The 24,029-nt window shown below is 68.5% G+C and carries 20 protein-coding genes; 11 read left to right on the top strand and 9 right to left on the bottom strand.

Features of this window, described 5'->3' with window-relative positions:
- Positions 1–9: 9 nt before the first annotated feature.
- On the top strand, positions 10–825 hold the full coding sequence (locus ACTWJ5_RS31825; RefSeq protein ID WP_444437224.1) for an N-acetylmuramoyl-L-alanine amidase: 816 nt from the start codon (positions 10–12) through the stop codon (positions 823–825).
- On the opposite strand, the gene ACTWJ5_RS31820 is transcribed toward ACTWJ5_RS31825, so the two are convergent.
- Positions 804–2,594, bottom strand: a complete 1,791-nt coding sequence (locus ACTWJ5_RS31820; RefSeq protein ID WP_261747292.1) for an ATP-binding protein — start codon at positions 2,592–2,594, stop codon at positions 804–806. The two genes, ACTWJ5_RS31825 and ACTWJ5_RS31820, sit on opposite strands and share 22 nt — an antisense overlap.
- The gene (algB, locus tag ACTWJ5_RS31815) at positions 2,591–3,940 is read right to left on the bottom strand and encodes a sigma-54-dependent response regulator transcription factor AlgB (RefSeq protein WP_444437223.1); all 1,350 of its coding nucleotides are present in this window, start codon (positions 3,938–3,940) and stop codon (positions 2,591–2,593) included. The genes ACTWJ5_RS31820 and algB overlap by 4 nt, the downstream gene beginning before the upstream one ends.
- Before the next feature lie 351 nt (positions 3,941–4,291).
- Here algB and ACTWJ5_RS31810 point away from each other — a divergent pair, with 351 nt between their 5' ends.
- The 8 genes from ACTWJ5_RS31810 (at position 4,292) to ACTWJ5_RS31775 (ending at position 11,805) form a co-directional block, all read left to right on the top strand.
- Positions 4,292–4,540, top strand: coding sequence for a hypothetical protein (locus ACTWJ5_RS31810; protein WP_116425821.1), 249 nt, complete (start codon positions 4,292–4,294; stop codon positions 4,538–4,540).
- A gap of 39 nt (positions 4,541–4,579) precedes the next feature.
- Positions 4,580–4,741 carry a DUF1328 domain-containing protein gene (locus ACTWJ5_RS31805; protein WP_009614390.1) on the top strand — a complete coding sequence of 54 codons (162 nt, stop codon included), beginning with the start codon at positions 4,580–4,582 and terminating at the stop codon, positions 4,739–4,741.
- Positions 4,734–5,216: an inhibitor of vertebrate lysozyme family protein gene (locus ACTWJ5_RS31800; protein WP_444437222.1), complete on the top strand. Its 483-nt coding sequence runs from the start codon at positions 4,734–4,736 to the stop codon at positions 5,214–5,216. The genes ACTWJ5_RS31805 and ACTWJ5_RS31800 overlap by 8 nt, the downstream gene beginning before the upstream one ends.
- 784 nt (positions 5,217–6,000) lie before the next feature.
- Positions 6,001–7,335, top strand: a complete 1,335-nt coding sequence (gene gltP, locus ACTWJ5_RS31795; protein WP_069862885.1) for a glutamate/aspartate:proton symporter GltP — start codon at positions 6,001–6,003, stop codon at positions 7,333–7,335.
- 188 nt (positions 7,336–7,523) lie between these two features.
- Positions 7,524–8,753, top strand: coding sequence for a nucleoside recognition domain-containing protein (locus ACTWJ5_RS31790; RefSeq protein WP_249918315.1), 1,230 nt, complete (start codon positions 7,524–7,526; stop codon positions 8,751–8,753).
- A gap of 191 nt (positions 8,754–8,944) precedes the next feature.
- The gene (locus tag ACTWJ5_RS31785) at positions 8,945–9,616 is read left to right on the top strand and encodes a S1C family serine protease (protein ID WP_253390950.1); all 672 of its coding nucleotides are present in this window, start codon (positions 8,945–8,947) and stop codon (positions 9,614–9,616) included.
- 222 nt (positions 9,617–9,838) lie between these two features.
- Positions 9,839–11,131, top strand: a complete 1,293-nt coding sequence (locus tag ACTWJ5_RS31780; protein ID WP_253390949.1) for an MFS transporter — start codon at positions 9,839–9,841, stop codon at positions 11,129–11,131.
- A gap of 122 nt (positions 11,132–11,253) precedes the next feature.
- Positions 11,254–11,805: a GNAT family N-acetyltransferase gene (locus ACTWJ5_RS31775; protein ID WP_074980745.1), complete on the top strand. Its 552-nt coding sequence runs from the start codon at positions 11,254–11,256 to the stop codon at positions 11,803–11,805.
- A gap of 3 nt (positions 11,806–11,808) precedes the next feature.
- Here the strand turns inward: ACTWJ5_RS31775 and ACTWJ5_RS31770 are convergent, their stop codons facing one another.
- The gene (locus ACTWJ5_RS31770) at positions 11,809–13,191 is read right to left on the bottom strand and encodes a M16 family metallopeptidase (RefSeq protein WP_116425815.1); all 1,383 of its coding nucleotides are present in this window, start codon (positions 13,189–13,191) and stop codon (positions 11,809–11,811) included.
- Positions 13,192–13,387: 196 nt separating this feature from the next.
- Here ACTWJ5_RS31770 and ACTWJ5_RS31765 point away from each other — a divergent pair, with 196 nt between their 5' ends.
- Positions 13,388–14,347, top strand: a complete 960-nt coding sequence (locus ACTWJ5_RS31765; protein WP_444437221.1) for an NAD-dependent epimerase/dehydratase family protein — start codon at positions 13,388–13,390, stop codon at positions 14,345–14,347.
- Between the two features lie 333 nt (positions 14,348–14,680).
- Here the strand turns inward: ACTWJ5_RS31765 and ACTWJ5_RS31760 are convergent, their stop codons facing one another.
- The 4 genes from ACTWJ5_RS31760 to ACTWJ5_RS31745 form a co-directional block, all read right to left on the bottom strand.
- Positions 14,681–16,243 (bottom strand): methyl-accepting chemotaxis protein, encoded by a 1,563-nt coding sequence (locus ACTWJ5_RS31760; protein WP_444437220.1) that lies wholly within the window; start codon positions 16,241–16,243, stop codon positions 14,681–14,683.
- Positions 16,240–18,420 carry a putative bifunctional diguanylate cyclase/phosphodiesterase gene (locus ACTWJ5_RS31755; RefSeq protein ID WP_444437219.1) on the bottom strand — a complete coding sequence of 727 codons (2,181 nt, stop codon included), beginning with the start codon at positions 18,418–18,420 and terminating at the stop codon, positions 16,240–16,242. The genes ACTWJ5_RS31760 and ACTWJ5_RS31755 overlap by 4 nt, the downstream gene beginning before the upstream one ends.
- 153 nt (positions 18,421–18,573) lie before the next feature.
- On the bottom strand, positions 18,574–18,897 hold the full coding sequence (locus tag ACTWJ5_RS31750) for a hypothetical protein (protein WP_061563167.1): 324 nt from the start codon (positions 18,895–18,897) through the stop codon (positions 18,574–18,576).
- 114 nt (positions 18,898–19,011) lie between these two features.
- Positions 19,012–20,727, bottom strand: coding sequence for a Na/Pi cotransporter family protein (locus ACTWJ5_RS31745; RefSeq protein WP_043316042.1), 1,716 nt, complete (start codon positions 20,725–20,727; stop codon positions 19,012–19,014).
- Positions 20,728–21,308: 581 nt separating this feature from the next.
- Here ACTWJ5_RS31745 and ACTWJ5_RS31740 point away from each other — a divergent pair.
- Positions 21,309–21,800 carry an LEA type 2 family protein gene (locus ACTWJ5_RS31740; protein WP_043270180.1) on the top strand — a complete coding sequence of 164 codons (492 nt, stop codon included), beginning with the start codon at positions 21,309–21,311 and terminating at the stop codon, positions 21,798–21,800.
- A gap of 4 nt (positions 21,801–21,804) precedes the next feature.
- Here the strand turns inward: ACTWJ5_RS31740 and ACTWJ5_RS31735 are convergent, their stop codons facing one another.
- On the bottom strand, positions 21,805–22,566 hold the full coding sequence (locus ACTWJ5_RS31735; protein WP_043316039.1) for a TerC family protein: 762 nt from the start codon (positions 22,564–22,566) through the stop codon (positions 21,805–21,807).
- Positions 22,567–22,584: 18 nt separating this feature from the next.
- Positions 22,585–23,889 (bottom strand): CitMHS family transporter, encoded by a 1,305-nt coding sequence (locus ACTWJ5_RS31730; RefSeq protein ID WP_074980739.1) that lies wholly within the window; start codon positions 23,887–23,889, stop codon positions 22,585–22,587.
- Positions 23,890–24,029: the final 140 nt, after the last annotated feature.

Below are 24,029 nucleotides of genomic sequence, written 5' to 3'. Positions count from 1 at the left end.
GGAGCCACCATGCGCCACCTGTGCCTGATGTTCGCCACCCTGCTGCTGGCCGCCTGCGCCGGCCGGGGCGGCCTGGAAATCGACCGCGAGCACCCCTCGCGCAACCAGGACAGCCGTGTCCAGTACGTCATCATCCACTACACCTCGGCCGACCTTCCGCGCTCGCTGCAGCTGCTCACCCGCGGCGAGGTCAGCGCCCACTACCTGATCGGCGCCAACCCGCCGACCATCTACCAGCTGGTGGACGAGAACCGCCGCGCCTGGCACGCCGGGCAGAGCGAGTGGCAGGGACGGACCTGGCTGAACTCCACCTCGATCGGCATCGAGCTGGTCAACCCGGGCTACCGCGAAACCCCCGAAGGGCGGGTGTGGGCACCTTATCCACAGGGCCAGATCGACGCTCTCATCCTGCTGCTGAAGGACATCGTCAAGCGCCAGGGCATCACCGCCGAGCACATCCTCGGGCACAGCGACATCGCCCCGCAGCGCAAGGTCGACCCGGGCCCGGCCTTCCCCTGGAAGCGCCTGGCCGACGCCGGCCTGATCCCCTGGCCGCAGCCCGGCGACCTGGCGCATCGCCTGGCCGAGCTGAACGGCCAGCTGCCGGCGCCCGGCTGGTTCCAGCAGCAGTTGGCGCGGCATGGCTACGCGGTGCCGCTCGATGGCCAGCTGGACGAAGCGACGCGCAACGTCATCGCCGCCTTCCAGATGCGCTACCGGCCGGCGCGCTTCGACGGCGTGCCGGACCTGGAGACCGCCGCGCTGCTGCTGGCGGTGCCCACCTCCATGGTTGCGCCGAAGGTTCAGACCGGCAGCAGCATGTAGATGCGCGTGCCCTGGCCGGGCTGCGAGCGCACGCCGATGCGCCCGCCATGCAGTTGCACGATTTCCTTGCACAGGGCCAGGCCCAGGCCGGCGCCGCCGCTGCGCCGGCCCACCTGCACGAAGGGCTCGAAGATGCGCGCCTGCTGGCTGTAGGCGATGCCCTCGCCGGAGTCCTCCACCGCCAGCATCACCCATTGGCTCTGGCGCTGGGCGAGCAGCTGCACGCTGCCGCCCTTCGGGGTGTGGCGCAGGGCGTTGCCCAGCAGGTTGTCCAGCACGCGCTCCAGGCGCAGGCGGTCGACGCTGAGGACCGGCAACTGGTCCTCCAGCACCATCCCCAGGCCGATGCCCTCGGCCTGGGCGCGGGCGAGGAAGCGCTGGCGCGCCTGCTCCAGCAGTTCGTCCACCGCACAGGGCTGGCGGTCGAGCTTCTGCTGGCCGTCCTGGTAGCGGGAGAAGTTCAGCAGGTCGTCGATCAGCCGCACCAGGCGCCGCATTTCCTCGTCCACGGTATCGGCCAGCTCGCGCTCGCGGCTGCCCTCGGGCAGCGCCAGGCGTTCGCGCAGCAGGGCGAAGGCCATGTGCAGGCCGGTGACCGGGGTGCGCAGCTCGTGGGACGCGCGCAGCACGAATTCGCTGCGCACCCGCTCGAAGGCGCGCAGTTCGGTGACGTCGCGCAGCACCAGCACCGCGCCCATGCTGCGCCCGTCGTCGTGGGTGACCGGGGCCAGGGTCCAGGCCAGCAGGCGGTTCTCGCCGCCGATCTCGACCTGCAGGTCCTGGGGCGTATCGTCGCCCATCGACTCGCCCTGCAGCACCAGGCCGGTGGCCTGCAGCAGCTCCTGGTTGTCGATCAGCTCGCCCAGCAGCTGGCCATGGGGGTCGGCCTGGGAGAACAGCTGGCGGCTGGCCACCGGGTTGGCGTGCTCGATGCGGCTGCGCCGGTCGATGATCACCAGGCCGTCGTCGATGCTGTCGAGCACTGCCTGCAGGCGCCGCTGGCCGGCCAGCACCGCCTCGATGTTGGTCGCCTTGTACTCGGCCAGGGCCTGGGCCATCAGGCCGAAACGCCGGCTCAGCGAGGCCATCTCGGCTTCCCGCGAGACCGGCAGGCTGACCTCGAAGTCGCCCTTGCCGATGCGGTCGGCGGCCTGCGCCAGGGCCTCGATGGGCGCGCCGAAGCGGCGGGCGATGCCGTGGGCGGTGACGAAGCCGATCACCAGCATGGCCACGCCCACCAGCCCCAGCAGGCTGGCGATCAGCCAGGCGTGGCGGCGCGAGCTGCGCTCCGCGTCGCTGATGGTCTGGATGGCGTGGTTGTGCAGCGCCAGCAGGTACTGGTGCAGGGAGGTGAAGGTGCGGCTGAAGTCGCTCTCCACCACCAGGCTCCAGCGGTTGCTGCCGGAGGAGCTGACCTGGCCCTGGAACTCCTGGTTGGCCTGGTCGATGCGCTCGTAGAGGGTGCGTTCGACGTCGCTGGCGGCTTTCGCCCGGCCTTCGGCGAGGTAGCGGTCGAACTGCTCGCGCAGCAGCACCAGGCGCTGCGCGTCGGGGCTGTCGCTGAGCAGTTGGGCCAGCTGGTCGTCCAGGGACTGGCGCAACTGCTGGCTGCTGGCGATGGTGGCGAAGTTGTGCGAGATCAGCCGTTCCTGCTCGCGGCCCATCAGCATCACGCTGAACACCCCCAGCAGCAGGCCGATCAGGGCCAGGGTGATCAGCGCCGAGATGCTCAGGAACATCCGCGAGCGCAGGGTCAGCGCGCGCCTCACAGGTTGTACTGCTTGCGCTTGCGGTACAGGGTGGAGGCGTCGATGCCGAGGATCTTCGCCGCCTGGTCGAGGGTCGGGGCGCTGGCCATCACCGAGGCGATGTGGGCCTTCTCCAGCTCCTCCAGGCTCAGCGCCTCGCCGACCCGCGGCACGACGGCGGCGCCGCTCTGCTCGCCGAGCCCCAGGTGCTCGGGCTCCACCAGTTCCTGGTTGCAGATGATGCTGACGCGCTCGATCACGTTGCGCAGCTCGCGCACGTTGCCCGGCCAGGCGTACTGCCGCAGCAGCGCGGCCGAGGCCGGGCTGAAGCCGCGGGCCGGGCGCCCGTAGTCCTTGACGAAGCGGGCGAGGAAGCGCTCGGCCAGGCCCTGGATGTCCTCGGCGCGCTCGCGCAGCGGCGGCAGGTTGAGGACGATGACGTTGAGGCGGTACAGCAGGTCCTCGCGGAACGCCCCCTGGGCCACCATGCCGGCCAGGTCGCGGTTGGTGGCGGCGAGGATGCGCACGTCGGCGCGGCGCGTCACCGGGTCGCCGACGCGCTCGTATTCCTTGTCCTGGATGAAGCGCAGCAGCTTGGCCTGCAGCGGCAGCGGGAAGTCGCCGATCTCGTCGAGGAACAGGGTGCCGCCATCGGCCTGGCTGATCCGCCCCTGGGTGCTCTCGCTGGCGCCGGTGAAGGCCCCGCGGTTGTGGCCGAACAGCTCGCTTTCCATCAGCTCGGCGTTCAGCGACGGGCAGTTGATGGTCACGCAGGATTTCTTCGCGCGCTTGCTCCAGGCGTGGATGGCGCGGGCCAGCTCGCCCTTGCCGGAGCCGGATTCGCCGAGGATGAGGATGTTGGCGTCGGTGGCGGCCACCTGGCGCGCGGTCTCCAGCACCGCGGTCATCGCCGGGCTGTGGGATTCGAGCTGCTCGGCCTGGCTGGCCTGGGCGCCCTCCAGGGCCTCCAGGCGCGCGGTGAGCTGGCGCACCTCCAGCTGCTTGGCCGCGGCCAGGCGCAGCTGCTCGGGGCTGCAGGGCTTGACCAGGTAGTCGGCGGCGCCGGCCTGCATGGCGTCCACGGCGGTGTCCACGGCGGAATGCGCGGTGACGATCACCACGCGCATCCAGGGCGCCTGCAGGCGCATCTGGGCCAGCACGTCCAGGCCGTTGTCCTCGCCCAGGCGCAGGTCGAGCAAGCACAGGTCGAAGACCTGGCGTTGCAGCAGGGCCTCGGCCTGGGCCGCGCTGGATGCGGTGGCCACGCTGTAGCCCTGGTCCTCCAGGCAATAGCGGAAGGTGCGCAGGATGGCGGGTTCGTCGTCGACCAGCAGGATTCGGCCAAGCGTCTCCGGAATGGGGTCCATTCGAGGTGCCTCGTAGTAGGAAATTCCTTTCGCGTATGCGTCTTTTAGTCCAGGAAATTTCTTGCAAGTTGCAATGAAAGTTAGACGCATCTCTGAAGGACATCGGCGCCTCTGGCGAAGGAAAGCGGGTGGGAAGGGGAACGGCCTGCCGGGTCCCGTGCAAAACGCACGGCCGGAACCGGCCTGTCGTGCAGGATGCGCGCTGCCGGCGGCCCGCTGATTTTTACAAGCCGTTGTTTTCAAAAGGATTAGTCAAAGTCATCGACCTGGCACGCGGCGTGCGAGACAGGTTGCGGGAGGCCCGGTGCACCCGCACCGGCCGATCACCAGTCCTTCGGGAGGAGCACGTCGATGAACGCTGATGGAGCCAAGGGGGATTCGCTGGGGCGGCTGCTGTTGCTGGCCGTCGCCGTGGTCGTACTGCTGGACCGTTGGTATCCGGTCGCTCCACAGCCTTCCGCCGCGCCGGTGCAGGAACCTGTGTCCAGCGCTTTCCTCGGACAGCCATCCAGGCTGCAGGACGGACCAATGGCCATCACGGAAGAGGCCGCCAGCACCGCGGTGGTCCGCCAGACCTCGCGGGTGAGCTGGGTGTTCTGAGGGGCGCGCACCGCCTTTCCATGACAGAGGAGACATTCCATGCTGAGCTGGGCTCTCACATTCCTGATCATCGCCATCATCGCCGGGGTACTCGGCTTCGGTGGCATCGCCGGCGCCGCGACCAGTATCGCCAAGATTCTCTTCGTGCTGTTCCTGGTGCTCTTCGTCATCTCCTTCTTCGTCGGGCGGCGCCGTGGCTGAGCCGCGCCCGCTGCGTCGGTTCCTGCTCGCGCTGCCGCTGCTGGCGGCCGGGCAGGGGTGGGCGGCCGACAACGATGCCATCTACCGCCTCAACGAGCTGCTGGACAGCGACCTGCAGTACCGCGAGACCTGGCAGGACCTGGTGAAGAAGGAAGAACGGCTGCCCGACTGGGTGATGAACCTGGACGGCACCGCCACCCCCATGCAGGTAGAAGAGGAGGACGGCGACAAATACCTGGTGGGCGAGTTGTGCAAGGCCCACGACTGCGCGGCCAACCGCCTCTACGTGGCCTTCAGCTGGAACAAGAAGGACGCCTACGCGCTCTACGTGCAGGTGCCGGAAAACCTGCCGCCGGACAAGTCGCCCAGCCGCCACGCCAGCTTCCGCTGGCTGGGCGAGCCGGACGCCGGCATGCAGCAGTTGCTCGACGAGCAGCGAACTGGTACTGAAATCCGCGCCGGCAATGGCGCATGACCAGGGGGCCGGGATGCTGGGGGGAGTGGTGAGCCCGCAGCGACCCAGGGGTACAGGGAGTGCCTCCGATGAGGGCCGGGTCGGGTGTGAGGCTGCGAGGGGGAGCTTCGATGGCTTCTGTGGAGCTTGTGGCAGTTATGGAGCTTGTGGAGCTTGAAGGGCCCCTCTCCCCAGCCCTCGGCTGCGCGCCCCGCCCTGAAGGGAGAGGGGGCAGTCCGTGCCGAGACAAGGAAGGTTTCAAATGGAAACCTTCGGTGTTGCCGACTGACTCCTGAACATCCAAGCACACCGAACGGTCCCCTCTCCCTTCAGGGAGAGGGTTAGGGAGAGGGCGCTCTTAAGGCCCCATCCCCCCACCTCCAACTTCCCTGATATCAATCAACCCCGACCCACCCCCCTGGCCCCCTAAAATATCCCCGCCGCGCCTGGTCACCCGGACGACCATCCATCGCGAACTGCAGGTCCCCACGCCTGCGTCACGGCAGCGCACCCGCGGCAGGGAAAGCGAATGCCTCCCCGGGCCTCGCTTGCCATCCACAGGGTTCGAAAAAAGCGGCCGCCACGGTCTTTTCAGCCCAATCCCATGCAAAAAAGCAATGGCCCGCGGGCCTGGAACACCCGTTCCATTTGCTTTTCCCCATGCCGATTGTGCATGGGGTAGCCGTTTCCGGCATTAGACGCGAAGAAGGGGGGTGGGAATCATGCGCCCTTTTTTTCGCCACCCCGGCCATCCCGGCGGCGGGCGAAACCCCCGACTTCCACAAGAACCAAGGGTGAACACACTATGGGCAAAGCCAAGCTCAGCCTCGCCTGGCAGATCGTCATCGGTCTGGCACTGGGCATCGCCATGGGTACCGTGCTGAACCACTTCAGCGCGGAGAAGGCCTGGTGGATCAGCAACATCCTGCAGCCGGCGGGCGACATCTTCATCCGCCTGATCAAGATGATCGTGGTACCGATCGTCATCTCCTCGCTGATCGTCGGCATCGCCGGCATGGGCGACGCCAAGAAGCTCGGGCGCATCGGCCTGAAGACCATCGTCTACTTCGAGATCATCACCACGGTGGCCATCGTCGTCGGCCTGGTGCTGGCCAACCTGTTCCAGCCCGGCGCCGGCATCGACATGAGCACCCTGGGCACGGTGGATATCTCCAAGTACGCGCAGACCGCCAAGGAAGTGGAACACCACCACGCGTTCATCGAGACCATCCTCAACCTGATCCCGTCGAACATCTTCGCCGCCATGGCCCGCGGCGAGATGCTGCCGATCATCTTCTTCTCGGTGATGTTCGGCCTGGGCCTGTCGTCGCTGCCGGCGCCCACCCGCGAGCCGCTGGTGAAGATGTTCCAGGGCGTGGCCGAGGCCATGTTCCGCGTCACCCACATGATCATGCTCTACGCGCCGGTCGGGGTGTTCGCGCTGATCGCCGTGACCGTCGCCAGCTTCGGCTTCGCTTCGCTGCTGCCGCTGGCCAAGCTGGTGCTGCTGGTGTACTTCGCCATCGCCTTCTTCGCCTTCATGGTGCTGGGCCTGGTGGCGCGGCTGTTCGGCTTCTCGATCATCAAGCTGATGCGCATCTTCAAGGACGAACTGGTCCTGGCCTATTCCACCGCCAGCTCCGAGACCGTGCTGCCGCGCATCATCGAGAAGATGGAAGCCTACGGCGCGCCCAAGGCGGTGAGCAGCTTCGTGGTGCCCACCGGCTACTCCTTCAACCTCGACGGCTCGACGCTGTACCAGAGCATCGCGGCGATTTTCATCGCCCAGCTCTACGGCATCGACCTGTCCATCGGCCAGCAGCTGATGCTGGTGCTGACGCTGATGGTCACCTCCAAGGGCATCGCCGGCGTGCCGGGCGTGTCCTTCGTGGTGCTGCTGGCCACCCTGGGCAGCGTCGGCATTCCCCTGGAAGGCCTGGCCTTCATCGCCGGCGTCGACCGCATCATGGACATGGCGCGCACCGCGCTGAACGTCATCGGCAACGCCCTGGCGGTGCTGGTGATCTCCAAGTGGGAAGGCATCTACGACGGCAAGCAGGGCGCGCTCTACTGGCAGGCGGTGGAACAGGGCCGCGGCGAAGAGCTGCTGAGCGACGCCCGGCAGAGCACCGCGCACTAACTCTGTGCCGCCCCTGTAGGAGCGAGCTTGCTCGCGAACCCGCCCCGCCGCGGAGCCGTTCGCGAGCAAGCTCGCTCCTACGAAAAGCCGTACCAGCAAGGCCCCGGCGCTGTCCGGGGCCTTGGCGTTTCTGGCAGCGATGGACGCGCGCCGTTATCATCGCGGCCAACGTCCTTGGGGGGATACCCATGCTCAACGGCCTCTGGCTCGGCTTTTTCCTGGTCGCGGCGGTCACCGCGCTGTCGCGCTGGCTGCTCGGCGGCCAGGCCGACGTGTTCGCCGCCATGGTCGAGAGCCTGTTCGCCATGGCCAAGCTGTCGGTGGAGGTCATGGTCCTGCTGTTCGGCACCCTGACGCTCTGGCTGGGCTTCCTGCGCATCGCCGAGAAGGCCGGCCTGGTGGAGCGCCTGGCGTGGCTGCTGGGCCCGCTGTTCCGCCGGCTGATGCCCGAGGTGCCGGCCGGGCACCCGGCCATCGGCCTGATCACCCTGAACTTCGCCGCCAACGGCCTGGGCCTGGACAACGCCGCCACCCCCATCGGCCTCAAGGCGATGAAGGCGCTGCAGGAACTCAACCCCAGCAGCACCACGGCAAGCAACGCGCAGATCCTCTTCCTGGTGCTCAACGCCTCGTCGCTGACGCTGTTGCCGGTGACCATCTTCATGTACCGCGCGCAGCAGGGCGCGGCCGACCCGACCCTGGTGTTCCTGCCGATCCTCCTGGCCACCAGCGCCTCGACCCTGGTCGGCCTGCTCTCGGTGGCGGTCATGCAGCGCCTGCGCCTGTGGGACCCGCTGGTGCTCGCCTACCTGATCCCCGGCGCCCTCGCCCTGGGCGCCTTCATGGCGCTGCTGGCCGGGCTTTCCGCCACGGCGCTGGCGCAGCTCTCCTCGCTGCTGGGCAACCTCACCCTGTTCGGCCTGATCGTGGCGTTCCTGGTGCTCGGCTGGCTGAAGAAGGTGCCGGTGTACGAAACCTTCGTCGAAGGCGCGAAGGAAGGCTTCGACGTGGCCAAGAACCTGCTGCCCTACCTGGTGGCGATGCTCTGCGCCGTCGGCGTGCTGCGCGCCTCCGGGGCCCTGGAGCTGGTGCTCGGCGGCATCCGCTGGAGCGTGCTGCAGCTGGGCTGGGACACTCGCTTCGTCGACGCCCTGCCCACCGCGCTGGTCAAGCCGTTCTCCGGCAGCGCGGCGCGCGCCATGCTGCTGGAGACCATGCAGAGCCAGGGCGTGGACAGCTTCGCCGCGCGCCTGGCGGCCACCGTGCAGGGCAGCACCGAGACCACCTTCTACGTGCTGGCGGTGTACTTCGGCTCGGTGGGCATCCAGCGCGCCCGCCACGCCGTGGGTTGCGCCCTGCTGGCGGACCTTGCCGGGGTGCTGGCGTCCATCGGCGTGTGCTACTGGTTCTTCGGCTGAAGCCCGGCCGTTTAATTAACAAAAGCGGAAAATATTTGAATATCCTTATTCTTCTGAAGTTTCTTTCAGAAACAATTAGGTAATTGGATTTTTAATTAAGGATTCGCGCCACTTAACAGGGTTAATTTTCCATAAGAACTTTCCTTTAATCGAAATTAGATTTTCCTCAAATCAAATTAAGGAAAATCGCAATGAGAGGGAAAGTTAGCTGCCTGGCGCTGTGCGCCCTGCTGGCCGGCTGCAACGGCTGGGTGAAGCCGGAAGTCGATGGCCAGCTCAATTCGCGTTATTTCACCGTGTTGTCCGGCCTGCCGGCGCCGGGGCTGATGGTGGCTTCGGCGGTGCAGTGGAATGCCGACTATGCGGTGACCGCGGCCCACGTGCCCTATCTGTCGGACCTGGCCTATTCCTGCAGCACCCGCTGCGACCTGGTGTTCATCCGCCGCAAGGCCGACGGGCCGCTGCCGCACTGGCGCGCGCCGCGCAACGGCGAGGTGGTGACGGCGCTGGGCAGCAGCACCCTGCTGCTGCCGGTGAGCTCCCGCGGGCGGGTGTGGCCGGTGCCCTACCGAAACCTCAACGAGCCCAACGAAGAGCTGTACGGCATCCATGACGCGGCCCTGGCCCAGGGGATGTCCGGCGGGCCGCTGGTGGCGGCCGACGGCAGCGTGCTGGGCATGAACATCGGCTACAAGGGCACGGCCTGGGGCGGCGTGCAGCACCCGGGGCTCAAGGGCGCCAAGCGCATCAGCGTGTTCGTGCCCTACGCGGTGATCGAGCGCGAATGGAAGCTGTTCCAGGTGAAGCTGGCGCGGGAACGGGAAGCGGAAATGGGGCGCCGGTTGCAGGCGAGCAATCCCTAGGCAGGAATGGCGTTTGCCATGTCTGCTGATTTTTTGTGAATTTTCCGACGAGCTGTCACGAAGCTTTCACCAGCCTTTCAAACCCTTGTAATTCGGGCCTTTCAGCCATTTTTCATTTGATCTCGGGCAGTTTTTACACATAGGGTTACAAATATCTTCCTGGCCGCTGCCTGCCTGCTCGCATCCGGGAAGGGCCCCGTGATCGTCAGAATGGTGTTTCCCATGGCTTCCAAGAATTCCAAGGCCAAGGCCGTGTTCCGCGTGGTCAGCGGCAACTTCCTCGAGATGTACGACTTCATGGTGTATGGCTTCTACGCCACCGCCATCGCCAAGACCTTCTTTCCCGGCGACGACCCCTTCGCCTCGCTGATGCTGTCGCTGGCCACCTTCGGCGCCGGCTTCCTGATGCGCCCATTGGGGGCCATCTTCCTCGGCGCCTACATCGACCGCCACGGCCGCCGCCAGGGCCTGATCATCACCCTGGCGCTGATGGCCATGGGCACCCTGCTGATCGCCTTCGTCCCCGGCTATTCCACCCTTGGCGCGCTGGCGCCGCTGCTGGTGCTGCTCGGCCGCCTGCTGCAGGGCTTCTCCGCCGGTGTCGAGCTGGGCGGCGTGTCGGTGTACCTGGCGGAGATCGCCACCCCCGGCAAACGTGGCTTCTTCGTCAGCTGGCAGTCCGCCAGCCAGCAGGTGGCGGTGGTCTTCGCCGGGCTGCTGGGGGTCATCCTCAACCACTGGCTGAGCCCCGCGGAGATGGGCGAGTGGGGCTGGCGCGTGCCTTTCTTCGTCGGCTGCATGATCGTCCCGGCGCTGTTCGTCATCCGCCGCTCCCTGGAGGAGACCGAGGCCTTCCAGCAGCGCAAGCACCACCCGCGCCTGGGCGAGGTGCTGCGCTCCATCGGGCAGAACTTCGGCCTGGTGCTGGCCGGCACCGCCATGGTGGTGATGACCACTGTGTCCTTCTACCTGATCACCGCCTACACCCCGACCTTCGGCAAGAACGAGCTGCACCTGTCGGACTTCGACGCCCTGCTGGTGACCATGTGCATCGGCCTGTCGAACTTCTTCTGGCTGCCGGTGATGGGCGCGCTGTCCGACCGCATCGGCCGCCGCCCGCTGTTGCTCGCCGCCACCGTGCTGGCGCTGCTGACCGCCTACCCGACGCTGTCCTGGCTGGTGGCCGAGCCCAGCTTCGCCCGCCTGCTGACGGTGGAGCTGTGGCTGTCGTTCCTCTACGGCAGCTACAACGGCGCCATGGTGGTGGCGCTGACCGAGGTGATGCCGGCGGACGTGCGCACCACCGGCTTCTCCCTGGCCTACAGCCTGGCCACCGCCACCTTCGGCGGCTTCACCCCGGCGGCCTGCACCTGGCTCATCCACGCCCTGGACAACAAGGCCGCCCCCGGCCTGTGGCTGAGCGGCGCGGCGCTGCTGGGCCTGGTCGCCACCCTGGTGCTGTTCCGCCGCCGCGGCCGCGCGGCCACTTCCGGCGGCGCGCTGGCTGGCGTCTGAGGGCCTGCGGCGCTTTGCCACTGGCCAACCCCGGCCGGCCTTGACCTCGGTCAAGGGTGGCCAGGGGCGGCAGGAGAAGGATAGGTCAATGACATTTCCTTCTTCTCCTCGGAGACAACGCCATGCCCACCCCCCTGCACCAGCAAGCCGCGGCGCTCGCCGCCGGCGGCCATGACCACTGGATCGAGACGCTCGACGACGGCAGCCACGTGCTGATTCGCCCGCTGCGCGCGGAAGACCGCGAACTGGAGCGCAACTTCCTCGAACGCCTGTCGCCGATGACGCGCAAGCTGCGTTTCCACGGCGAAGTGAAGATCAGCGACGCGCTGCTCGACAGCCTGATGGACGTGGATTACCAGGACAACATGGCGTTCGTCGCCCTGGTGCACGACGACGGCGAACTGCGCGAAATCGGCATCAGCCGCTACGCCAAGGTGGACGCGAACCAGTGCGAATGCGCCCTGACCACCGCCGACGACTGGAAGCGCCGGGGCCTGGGCAAGGCGCTGATGCGCCACCTGATCGACGTGGCGCGGCGCAACGGCTTCGTCCAGATGTACAGCATCGACCAGGCCATCGACCGCGACATGCGCGACCTCGCCGTGGAACTGGGCTTCCGCGCCCAGCGCGACCCGGACGACGCCACCCGGGTGATCCGCCGCCTGGCGCTGTAAGACTCAGCGCTTGCGCCGGCGGCACCACAGCCACAGTGCCGCCGGCGGCAGCAGCACCAACAGCACCGCGCCGGCGGCCAGCGGGTAGACCATGTCGTCGTCCAGCAGCGGCTTCTCGATGCGCAGGTAGCCTTCGTCCTTGAACAGCTGGCGCGCCGTGTCGTTGGCCCGTTGCAGGCTGACCTTGGCCAGGCGCCGGTCCTCGTTGGGGAACTGGCTGCCGTCGTAGTCGCCCAGCGCGCCCCAGTAGTAGTCGGCGAGGCTGGCGTTGCTCGGCGTGCTCCAGGCCAGCTGCGCCCGCTGCACCCGCTGGATGCGGGCGAAACGCTGGGCGTCCAGGCCGTGCTGGCGGATGTTCTCCACCACCTCGCGCAGGGCCTTCAGGGTGGCGTCCTCATCTTCCCGGGCGATGTCCGCGTTGAGGCTGAGGAAGCCCTGGTTGGCGTAGGACGTGCGCTCGCTCCAGGGCCCGTAGGACAGCTCGCGATGGACCCGCAGGTCGGCATAGAGCGCGTCGCTCAGGTAGGCCTGCAGCAGGTCGAGGGCGGCGCCGTCGGCCTCGGCCGGCTCGGGGAAGATCCAGTGCACCACCGCGCCCTCGCCGAACAGGCCGCTGTCCAGCGTCCGCTGGCGCGTCGCCGGGCCCTGCATTTCCGGCAGTTCGCGGCGTTCCGGCGTGGTCCGGTCGGGCAGGCTGCCGAAGGTGTGGCTGAGGTAGGCGGGCAGGCGCGGGTCGAGGTCGCCGACCACGATCAGCGTCATGTTGGCCGGCACGTACCAGTCGCTGCGCAGCTTCTCCAACTGGGCCTGGGTCAGGTGCGCCACCTGCGGGCGCTCGGCGCAGGCCAGGCCGAGTTCCACGGCCAGCTGTTCCTGGCCCGGGCGGCTGGTGTTCTGGTGGTCGAGGAAGCGCTGCAGGTGCGAGTAGTGGCCGCCGTCCTCGCGGATCAGCACCTGCTTGGTGGCCTCTACCTTGGCCTTGTCCAGTTGCGTGCGGGTGAGCACTTCCAGCAGCAGGTCGAGCACCTGGCGCTGGGTGGCCGCCGGCGCCTCGATGACGAAGGTGGTGTCGCCCTCGCTGGTGTAGGCGTTCCACTGGCCGCCCAGGGCCTGCATGCGCGCTTCCAGGTCGGCCTCGTCGCCGCCGTCCAGGCCGCTGAAGAACAGGTGTTCCAGCAGGTGCGGCAGTTGCCGGTCATGGCAGGTGAAGTCGGAGAAGCCGACGCCCACCACCAGGCGGATGGACACCGAGCCGCGCTGGCTGGTCGGCTTGAACAGCACGCCCATGCCGTTCTGCAGCTGGTAGCCCTCCACGGTCGAGCGCGAATCGGCCAACGACCAGCCGCCGCCGAGCAGGAACAGGAGGGGGAGGAACAACCAACGCATGGGCCAAGCCTGGAAAAAAGCAAAGCCAGGAGAATAGCGGATTGCCGCTGATCCACCTACCCATGGGCGGCACCCGTGGCGACGGGCTGCGACCTGCCCGGGCCCGGTCTATCATCAGGCGTGGCGCGATGGGTGATTGATGGCCTTTCGCTAGCGGCAACGCCCTGCCGCATCGCCCAACGCGGAGGCCGCACCCATGCGCGTCCTGATCACCGGCGCGGCTGGCCACATCGGCCAGAACCTGCTCAACGAACTGGCGGTCCAGCATGCTGACTGGACGCTGGTGGCCGCCGACGTGCGCAGCCTGCCGACGCAGCACCTGCGGCCGAACATCGAGCCGGTGCAGCTGGACATAGGCCACCCCAGGCAGGTCCGCGAGTGCGTGCGGCAGTGGCGCCCGCAGGCCATCGTGCACCTGGCCTCGGTGGTCAATCCGCCGCCGCAGATGTCCGCCACCCGCCTGCACACCATCGAGGTCGGCGGCAGCCGCGCGCTGTTCGAGGCGGCGGTGGAGCACGAGGTGGGCCAACTGGTGGTGGCCAGTTCCGCCGCGGCCTACGGTTTCCACCCGGACAACGCCGAGCTGATCGACGAGAACCAGCCCCTGCGCGGCCAGTCGCAGTTCCTCTACGCCCGCCACAAGCACGAGATCGAACAGCTGCTGGCCGGCCTGCGGCAGAGTTGTCCACAGCTGCGCCAGCTGGTGCTGCGCCCCGGCACCATCCTCGGCCGGGGTGTGCATAACCCGGTCACCGACCTGTTCATGGGGCGTTCGGTGCTGGGGATAAGTGGCCGCTGCAGCCGCTTCGTGTTCATCTGGGACCAGGACGTGGTGAACATCATCCGCCAGGGCCTGGAGCAGGGCAGCGAGGGCATCTACAACCTGGCCGGCGACGGCGCGCTGAGCCTGCGCGAGATCGCCGGGCTGCTGCGCAAACCCTACCGCACCCTGCCGGCGCCGCTGCTGCGCGGCGTGCTGGCCATGCTGCGGCCGCTGGGCCTGGCGCCCTTCGGCCCGGAGCAGGTGGATTTCATGCGCTACCGGCCGGTGCTGGACAATGCGAGGTTGAAGCGGGAGTTCGGGTATCAGCCGCGGTATTCGAGCCGGGAGGCGTTTCTGGCGTTCATCGCGGCGCGGGGGTTGCGGGCGGGGTAGGGGGAACTGTGCTGCTGGGGGCTTTTCGTAGGAGCGAGCTTGCTCGCGAATGGTGTTTCCTGGGAGCTGCGGGTGTTGGGGTTCAGAGCGCCCTCTCCCTAACCCTCTCCCTGAAGGGAGAGGGGACCGTTCGGAGTGCATGGGTATTCCTGAGTTAGCCGGCAACACCGAAGGTTTCAGACTGAAACCATCACTTCTCTCGGCACGGACAAGCCCCCTCTCCCTTCAGGGAGAGGGCTGGGGAGAGGGAACGGAGCCAAGCCAAAACACCGAAGTCACAGCTGGGCACTGTTCGCGAGCAAGCTCGCTCCTACGAAGAGCCGCGCCCTTCATTCAAGCGTTGCGCCGCCCCTCCCAGAAATGCCCCGCCATCATCCTCAACCCCGCCGCCAACTCCGCCACCCGCGCCGCACTGGCCTGGCTATGGCTCGCACTGGCGGCATTGCCGTCGGCCGACTCACGAATGGCCAACAGGCTGCGTTCGATCTCCTCGCTGGCGCAGCCCTGTTCCTCGATGGCCCCGGCGATCTCCAGGCTCATGCGCTGGATCGCCGAGACCTGCCCGGCGATCTCCTCCAGCGCGCCGGCGGCTCGGCCGGCCTGGTCTAGGCTGGTGTGGGCCTGTTCGCAGCTGTGGCGCAGGGCCTGCACCGAGGCGCCGGCGCCGCGTTGCAGGTCGCCCACCAGCCTGTGGATATCCAATGCCGAGTCGGCGGTGCGCGAGGCCAGTGCGCGGACTTCGTCGGCCACCACGGCGAAGCCGCGCCCGGCCTCGCCGGCGCGGGCTGCCTCGATGGCGGCGTTGAGCGCCAGCAGGTTGGTCTGCCCGGCGACTTCCTGGATCACCTGCAGCATCCGCGAGATGCCCTCGCTGTGCCCGTGCAGTTGCTCCACCGCCTCGCTGGCGCGGCGCACCGCGTCCTCCAGGGCGGCGAGCTGGCCGCGGGTGGCCTGCACCTCGCCCTGGCCGGCCTGGGTCACCCGCTCGCTGCACTGCGCCGCCACCGCGCTGTGCTGGGCGTGGCGCGCCACTTCCTGGACGCTCTGCGCCAACTGCTGCATGGCGCTGGCCACTTGGTCGGTCTCCTGCTGCTGGCGGCGCGTGCCGGCGCTGCTGTCGGCCACGGTGCCGGCCAGCTGCCCGGCGTGTTCGGCGAGCTGGCGCGAGGCCTCGGCCATGCGCCCGACCACCGCGCCGGTCTCGGCTTCGAGCATGCGCAGGGCGAAGTCCAGCTCGCCGAATTCATCGATGCGGCCGCTGTACAGGCGCTGGCTCAGCGGGTTGTCGGCGACCTGCCGGGCGCGCGCCAGCAGGGGCCGCAGCGGCTGCAACTGGTGCGCCAGCCAGGCGCCGGAAAGCAGCAGGGCGAGGCCGAAGGCCAAGGGCGCGGGCGCCAGATATGCCAGCAGCGCGCCCATGGCCTGCGCCAGGCCCAGGCCGGCGAGCAGCCGCGGCAGCAGGCCCAGGCGTGGCCGGCGCGGCAGCCAGCCGGCGCGCATGCGCGCGTACAGCTGCTCGGCGGCCTCGACCTCGGCGACGCTGGCGCGGGTGCGCACCGACTGGTACTCCACCACCTTGCCGCCGTGGCGGATCGGCGTGACGAAGGCGCTCACCCAGTAGTGGTCGCCGTTCTTGCAGCGGTTCTTCACCAGGCCCATCCAGCTGCGCCCGGCCTGCAGCGTCCGCCACAGGTGGGCGAAGGCGGCCGGCGGCATGTCCGGGTGGCGCACGCGGTTGTGGTTGTACCCCAGCAGCTCCTCGGCGCTGAAGCCGCTGATGGCCAGGAAGTCCGGGTTGACGTGGCTGACCGCGCCCTTGAGGTCGGTGGTGGAGAGGATGTTGGCGCTGGCCGGCACCTCGACCTGGCGCCCGCTGACCGGCAGGTTGAGCTTCATCGGTGGGTCTCCATGGCCGCGGGGTGCAGGACGTCGGGTGGCAGTGGCGGGCTGAACAGGAAGCCCTGGGCGAAGCGGCAGCCTTCCTTGCGCAGGAATTCCAGGTGCTCGGGGTGCTCGACGCCCTCGGCCACCACCTCCAGGCCGAGGCTGCGGCCCAGGCCGACGATGGCGCGGCAGATGGCGCTCAGCTCGGGGTCGTCGGGGACCTTGCCGATGAAGCTGCGGTCGACCTTCAACAGGTCCAGCGGGAAGCGCTTGAGGTAGCCCAGCGACGAGTAGCCGGTGCCGAAGTCGTCCAGCGCCAGGCGCACGCCGTGGGCGGCCAGCTCGCGCAGGCAGGCGAGGGTCTCGGCGCCGTCCTGCATCATCAGGCTCTCGGTGATCTCCAGCACCAGGCTCTGCGGCGCCAGGCCGGTCTCGGCGAGGATCTGCCGCACCCGCTCGGCGAAGCCCGGCTGCTGCAGCTGGCGGATGGACAGATTCACCGAGCAGTACAGCCAGCCCTGGCCGTCGCGCTGCCAGGCGCGGGTCTGGCGGCAGGCCTCGCGCAGCACCCAGTCGCCGACGCGGACGATCTCGCCGGACTCCTCCAGCGCCGGGATGAACTGCAGCGGCGACACCGGCTGGCCGTCGCGCTGCCAGCGCAGCAGCACTTCCACCGCGATGGGCCGCGGCGGGTCGACGTCGATGCGCAGGATCGGCTGGTAGTGCAGGCTGAATTCACCGCGCTCCAGCGCCTGGCCCAGCGCGCTCTCCAGCTCCAGGCGGCGCTGCGCGGCGGCCTGCAGCTCGCTGGAGAAGCGCGCGTACTGCGCCTTGCCGGCCTCCTTGGCGCGGTACAGGGCCAGGTCCGCGGCCTGCAGGGTGTCGATCGCCTGGCCCTCGGCGATCAGCCCGGTGATGCCGATGCTGGCGCTGACCACCAGGGTGCGGCCGTCCAGGTGCAGCGGCTGGTGCAGGCAGTCGAGCATGCGCTGGGCGACCTGTTCGGCGTCGGCCAGGTTGGCCATGTCGTCCAGCAGCACCACGAACTCGTCGCCGCCGAAGCGCGCCAGGTGGTCGCCGGGGCGCAGGCAGCGCAGCAGGCGCTGGGCCACCTCCACCAGCACGCGGTCGCCGACGGCGTGGCCGAGGCTGTCGTTGATCAGCTTGAAGCGGTCCAGGTCGATGAACAGCAAGCCGGCCTCGCGCGCGCCGGGGCGGCTCTGGCGTTGCAGGGCCTGCTGCAGCAGCTCGTCCAGGCGCAGGCGGTTGGCCAGGCCGGTCAGCGGGTCGTGGCGCGCGGCGTGGCTGAGCTGGTGCTCGCTGGCCTTGCGCTGGCTGATGTCGCTCTGCGAGCCGGCCATGCGCCCGTCGGTGATCACCCCGCGGGCCTGCACCCAGAGGTAGCCGCCGTCGCGCTGGCGGATGCGGTACTCGTGGTTGAGCAGGGCGGCGCTGCCGCGCAGGTGGGCGTCGATGGCCTGGCGCAGGCCGGGCAGGTCGTCGGGGTGCACGCGGGCGAACCAGCTGGCGCTGCCCTCGCCGAGGCTGTCGCGGCTCAGGCCGAGCATGCGTGTCCAGCGTTCGGAAACGTACAGCCGGTCGTTGGCCAGGTCCCAGTCCCAGATGCCGTCGTTGGCCCCGCGCAGGGCCCGGGCGAAGCGCGCCTCGCTGTCCTCCAGGGCCTGGCGCTGGGCGGCGCCGTAGGTGTCGATGGCCAGCGACATGTCGAAGAACACCCGCTTGAGCAGGCTGGCGAAGGTCGCTGCCTGCGGCGCGTCGCCGAGCAGCTCGTCGAGCATGTGCTGCAGGTACAGGCGGTAGGCGCCCAGGTACCACTTCAGCTCCACCCCCACCTGCTGGTGGACCAGGCCGATGCGCAGGCGGTCGCGCACGTAGCCGCCGTCCTGCGGGGCCTCCCAGAGCTGCTCGTAGTACTGCGCCTGGCTGCGCTTGAGGCGCTGCAGGGTGGCCGGTTCGGAGAGGATGGCCGCCAGCGGCGGGAACTGGCCGAGGTGCGCGTAGAGCTGTTCGATGAAGCGCGCGTGGCTGTCGCCGCGCTCGGCGGCGGCCTGCTGCAGGCGCTGCTCGTCGGCTTGCTGCCAGTGCAGGTAGCGCAGGCGCTGGTCGATCTCCGCCGGCGACAGGCCGATGCGGTCGAGCATGTGGTCGAGCTTCGGTCCCAGGCCCATGCTTGCCTCCTTGTTTTTCTGCGGGCATGAAAAAAGCGCCGCGCCCGTCGCACGATGAATTCGGCGACAGGCGCGGCGCTTTGTCTTGCAGGCCCTTGGCGTCCTGCCCGGCAAAGCCGGCTTCCGCGGTGGCGGAACGTTGGTCGGGGTTTTTTACACCATCGGCGGGGAGGCGGACAACTCCCGCAATGCGGCCTCCAGGCGCCGCCGCAGTTGCCCCAGCTCGCGCGAGCGGAAGGCGTGTCGGCTGCGTTCGAGCACGCCGACGGCGTCGGCCAGCAAGGCGTGCAGGCGCGCGGTATCGCTCAGCGCGGCATCCTTGAACCAGCGGCACAGCGGGGCCTGCTCGCAGTCGCCGGGGCCGGCGAGTACCGCGCAGGGCACCTGGTAGACCGTGAGCAGGGCGCGCACCTGGCGCGCCACGCTCTCGTCCTGGGAGGTCACCAATAACTGGGCCGGAAGCCGGCTAAGGGTCATGGCGTCATGCTCGTGGCTGGCAAAGGGCCACCACCCTAGCCGAACGCCATGCCCGGGCATTGACGCGGATCAGTCCCGCGGCGAGCTGCCACACGCCGTCTGCCGGCCGGGCCCTCAGCCGGCCGCGCTGGATCCCGGCGGCACGCCGTGGCCCGGCGGTTGGGCGGCATCTTCCAGGGCCTGCTCGACGTAGTCGTCCTCGGCCTCCTCGCCGCTGCCGGCCTCGGGATTGTCGAGGACGGCGTAGGCGATGGCGCAGAACAGCGAGTTCAGGCGCTTCATGTCGGCGATCAGGTCCAGGTGCAGCGAGCTGGTCTCGATGCTCTGCACCACCTGCTGGCGCAGGCGGTCGACGTGGGAGTGGGCGTAGCGGCGTTCCTGCAGGCGGAAGCGCTGCTTGGCCCGGCGCAGGCGCCGCGCGCCTTCCTGGTCGCCGTTGAGGAACACCGACAGGCTCAGGCGCAGGTTGACCAGCAGCTGGCTGTGCAGCGCGGTGATCTCGGCCAGGCCGTTGTCGGAGAAGGAGCGGCTGCGCGAGGTCTTCTTGTCCTGCACGGCGCTGAGCATGTGCTCGATGATGTCGCCGGCCTGCTCCAGGTTGATGGCCAGTTCGATGACCTCGGCCCAGCGCCGGCTGTCGCGCTCGCTCAAATCCTCGCGGGGCATGCGCGCCAGGTACAGCTTGATCGCCGTGTAGAGCGCGTCGACGTCGTCGTCGAGCTTGCGGATCTCCTTGCCCAGCAGCGGGTCGCCGCCGCGGGTCACCTGCAGCAGGTTGATCAGCATCTGCTCGACGATGTCGCCCATGCGCAGCGTCTCGCGCACCGCGTTGACCAGCGCCAGGCTCGGCGTGTCCAGCGCCGCCGGGTCGAGGTGGCGCGGGCGCACGCGGTCCTCGGGGGCCGCGCGGTCGGGCATGATGCGCGTGCAGAAGGCGGCCATCTGGGTGGTCAGCGGCAGGCAGGCGAGGCAGCGCACCGAGTTGTAGAGCACATGGAAGGCGATCACCAGCTCCTGGGTGCGGAACGGCCAGCCGTCCACCCACTGCGCCAGCGGGCCGATCAGCGGCAGTACCAGCACGCAGCCGGCGACCTTGAACAACAGGCTGCCCAGGGCCACCCGGCGGCCGGCGGCGTTCTGCGAGCTGGAGCCGATCAGGGCGAGGATGCCGGTGCCCAGGTTGGCGCCCACCACCAGGCACAGCGCGACCTTCAGCGAGATCACCTTGGAGGTGGCGAGGGTCGCGGTGAGCAGCACGGCGGCCAGGCTGGAGTAGGAGATCATGGCGAACAGCGCGCCGGTCAGGGCGTCGAGCATGACGTCGCCGGTGAGGCTGGAGAACAGCACCTTCACGCCCTTGGCCTGGGTCATGGGTTCCGCGGCCTCGACGATCAGCTGCAACGCCAGGATGATCAGGCCCAGGCCGATGAACACCCGGCCCAGCTGGCCCAGGCGCGTCTGCTTGCGGGTGAGGAAGAAGATCACCCCGAAGAAGATCAGCAGCGGCGACAGCCACGACAGGTCGAGGGTCAGCACCCGCGCCATCAGCGCCGTCCCGACGTCGGCGCCGAGCATGATCGCCAGCGCCGGGGCCAGCGCCATCAGGCCGCTGGCGACGAAGGAGGTAGCCAGCAGCGCGGTGGCGTTGCTGCTCTGCACCAGTGCGGTGACGCCGATGCCGGCGGCGAAGGCCAGCGGCCGTTTCTGCACGCTGCGGCTGAGAATGCGCCGCAGGTCGCTGCCGTACACCCGGAGGATGCCGGTGCGCACGATATGCGTGCCCCACACCAGCAAGGCGACGGCGGAAAGCAGGTTGAGCAGTGTCAGCATGGCGGCCCCCCTCGTTACTGCATGGCCGCCCAGGCGTGACTACGCTGTGGGACGACTCTGGCCGATTTTTCTGTCATCTAATTGTCATGGTAGACCCTCGCAGTCCCGCGAGGGTTCGACAAGATGCTGATTCGTCGGGGTGTTTACCTTGAGTAAAGCCGTTGGGGCGTAACCCGGGGGAGTTTTTGCAGGGAATCTCGGACGTAGGAGCGGACTCTGTCCGCGATTGAATTTGCTGGCCACGCCGGACCATGGCGGTGACGATGGGTAACCCATCCTACGGGCGTTGTGTTTGCCGGAATGCGTAGGTGCAACTGTCTATTGGATTCCCGCTTTCGCGGGAATGACGGGTTGAGAGTCGTGTTTTCCAACGTCATTCCCGCGAACGCGGGAACCCAGAAACAGCGTAGGACCTTGCCCGCGATAGCCAGCGGTGTCGGCGCCATTCCCCTGTAGGAGCGCGCCCTGCGCGCGAATCGCGGGCAGGGCCCGCTCCTACAAGGGGTATCCGAACCGTGGTTTCTCCCGATCACCCCCGCGGGCTAGACTGCCCCGGACACCACCGCTAGCGGAAACCCCCGATGCCCAAGCGCCTTCTCGCCACCCTGCGCCTGTTCCTCGCCCTCGGCCTGATCCTGGGCCTGGGCGCCTGTGCCAGCCTGTTCGGCAACGACCCGCTGAAGATCGATCTGGTGGGCCTGGAGCCCCTGGCCGGGCAGGGCATGGAAGCGCGCTTCGCGGTCAAGCTGCGGGTGCAGAACCCCAACGACCGCGACATCGACTACGACGGCGTGGCCCTGGACCTGAGCGTCAACGGCCGCCCGCTGGCCAGCGGCGTCAGCGACCAGCGCGGGCAGGTGCCGCGCTTCGGCGAAGCGCTGCTCAGCGTGCCGGTGAGCATCTCCGCCTTCCGCCTGGTGCGCCAGGCCTGGGGCCTGGGCAACGCGCCGCCGCGCCAGGGCATGCCCTACGAAATCAGCGGCAAGCTCGGCGGCGGCCTGTTCGGCACCGTGCGCTTCAGCGACAAGGGCACCCTGGAGTGGCCGGCCGGGGCGCCCTTGCCGACGCTCTAGGGCGCTACTGGCCGGGAATGTCCCGGCGCAGCTGCACCGGCTCGACCGGCTTGCGCCCGCGTGCCGTGCGCATGCGGATGTTCAGCGCTTCCACCGCCAGCGAGAAGGCCATGGCGAAGTAGACGTAGCCCTTGGGCACGTGGACCTCGAAGGCTTCGGCGATGAGCACGGTGCCGACCACGATGAGGAACGACAGCGCCAGCATCTTCAGCGACGGGTGCTTGTCGATGAAGTCGCTGATGGCGCCGGAGGCGAGCATCATCACCAGCACCGCGACGACGATGGCGGCGACCATCACCGGCACGTTGGAGACCATGCCCACCGCGGTGATCACCGAGTCCAGCGAGAACACGATGTCGATGATGGCGATCTGCACGATGGTGCCGAGGAAGCCGCCGAGCAGGCTCTTGGGCTGCTGTTCGGTCTCGTCCTCGCCTTCCAGGCCGTGGTAGATCTCGCTGCTGCTCTTCCACAGCAGGAACAGGCCGCCGAAGAACAGGATCAGGTCACGCCCGGAAATGCCCTGCTCGAACACCGTGAAGAGGTCGGCGGTCAGGCGCATCACCCAGGTGATCGACAGCAGCAGGAGGATGCGCGTGACCATCGCCAGGGCCAGGCCGAACAGCCGCGTGCGCGCCTGCAGGGCCTTGGGCATGCGCCCCACCAGGATGGAGATCATGATGATGTTGTCGATGCCCAGGACGATCTCCAGGGCGGTCAGGGTGAGGAGCGCGACCCAGATTTCCGGGTTGGTCAGCCATTCCATTTACGGTTTTACCAGTCGTCAGTCGTTGAACAGGGGGAACAGCCCCAGCAGCAGGGCGGCGGCGAGGATAGCGAGACAGACCAGCACTGCCCAGCGCAGGGTGAAGCGCTGGTGGTCGCCGAAGTCCACCTTGGCCAGGCCCACCAGCAGGTAGGTGGAGGGCACCAGCGGGCTGAGCAGGTGCACCGGCTGGCCGACGATCGAGGCGCGGGCCATTTCCACCGGGGTGATGCCGTACTGCGCGGCGGCCTGGGTCAGCACCGGCAGCACGCCGTAGTAGAAGGCGTCGTTGGACATGAAGAAGGTGAACGGCAGGCTGACCAGCGCGGTGATGGTCGCAAGATACGGCCCCAGCGCCGGCGGGATCACCGCCAGCAGGCTCTTCGACATGGCCTCGACCATCCCGGTTCCGGAGAGGATGCCGGTGAACACGCCGGCGGCGAAGATCAGCGAGACCACCGCCAGGACGTTCTCGGCGTGGGCGCCGATGCGCTTCTTCTGCTCGAGGATGCACGGGTAGTTGACGATCATGGCGATGCCGAAGGCGATCATGAACAGCACCGGCATCGGCAGCAGCCCGGCGATCAGCGTGCCCATCAGCACCAGCGTCAGCGCGCCGTTGAACCACAGGAGCTTCGGCCGCCGCGCCTCGGGGTATTGCGAGACGCTGACCTCGGCCGCGTCCAGGTGCTCGCCGGGCAGGTGCAGCTGGCCCAGGCGCGCGCGCTCGCGCTTGCCGTAGGCCCAGGCGATGCCGAACACCGTGGCCAGGCCCGCGACCATCGCCGGGATCATCGGCACGAAGATGTCCGCCGGGTCCACGTGCAGGGCGCTGGCGGCGCGGGCGGTGGGGCCGCCCCAGGGGGTCATGTTGAGCACGCCGCTGGAGAGCATGATCAGGCAGGCCATCAGCAGCGGGCTCATGCCCAGGCGCTGGTACAGCGGCAGCACCGCGGCCACGCAGATCATGTAGGTGGTGGAGCCGTCGCCATCCAGGGAGACGATCATCGCCAGCGCGGCGGTGCCCATCGACACCTTCAGCGGGTCGCCCTTGACCAGCCGGAGGATCTTGCGCACCGCCGGGTCGAACAGCCCCGAGTCGATCATGATGGCGAAGTAGAGGATGGCGAACATCAGCATCACCCCGGTCGGCGCCAGGGTGCGGATGCCGTCGAGCATCATCGGCCCCAGGCCCGCGGCGAAGCCGCCGAGCAGGGCGAAGGCGATGGGCACCAGGATCAGCGCGATGAGCGCCGAGAGGCGCCGCGTCATGATCAGGAGCATGAAGGTCGCCACCATGGCGAAGGCGAGCAGGGTCAGCATCGGGAAGGCCTCCGTCGGGTTCAGCGCGGCGGGTGGCCGGGCAGGGACGGGGCGGGTCGGCGGTTCAAGCGTGTCATGGCATCACCCGTGTTGTTCTTGTGTGGATAACCTGCCGCCGGGCAGCGGAGGGGAGGGCGGAT

The organism is Pseudomonas sp. A6 (assembly GCF_052367875.1).
Taxonomy (GTDB): domain Bacteria; phylum Pseudomonadota; class Gammaproteobacteria; order Pseudomonadales; family Pseudomonadaceae; genus Pseudomonas; species Pseudomonas citronellolis.
The sequence above is the reverse complement of the archived record's forward strand: the minus strand, read 5'-3'. Positions and strand labels throughout refer to the sequence as shown.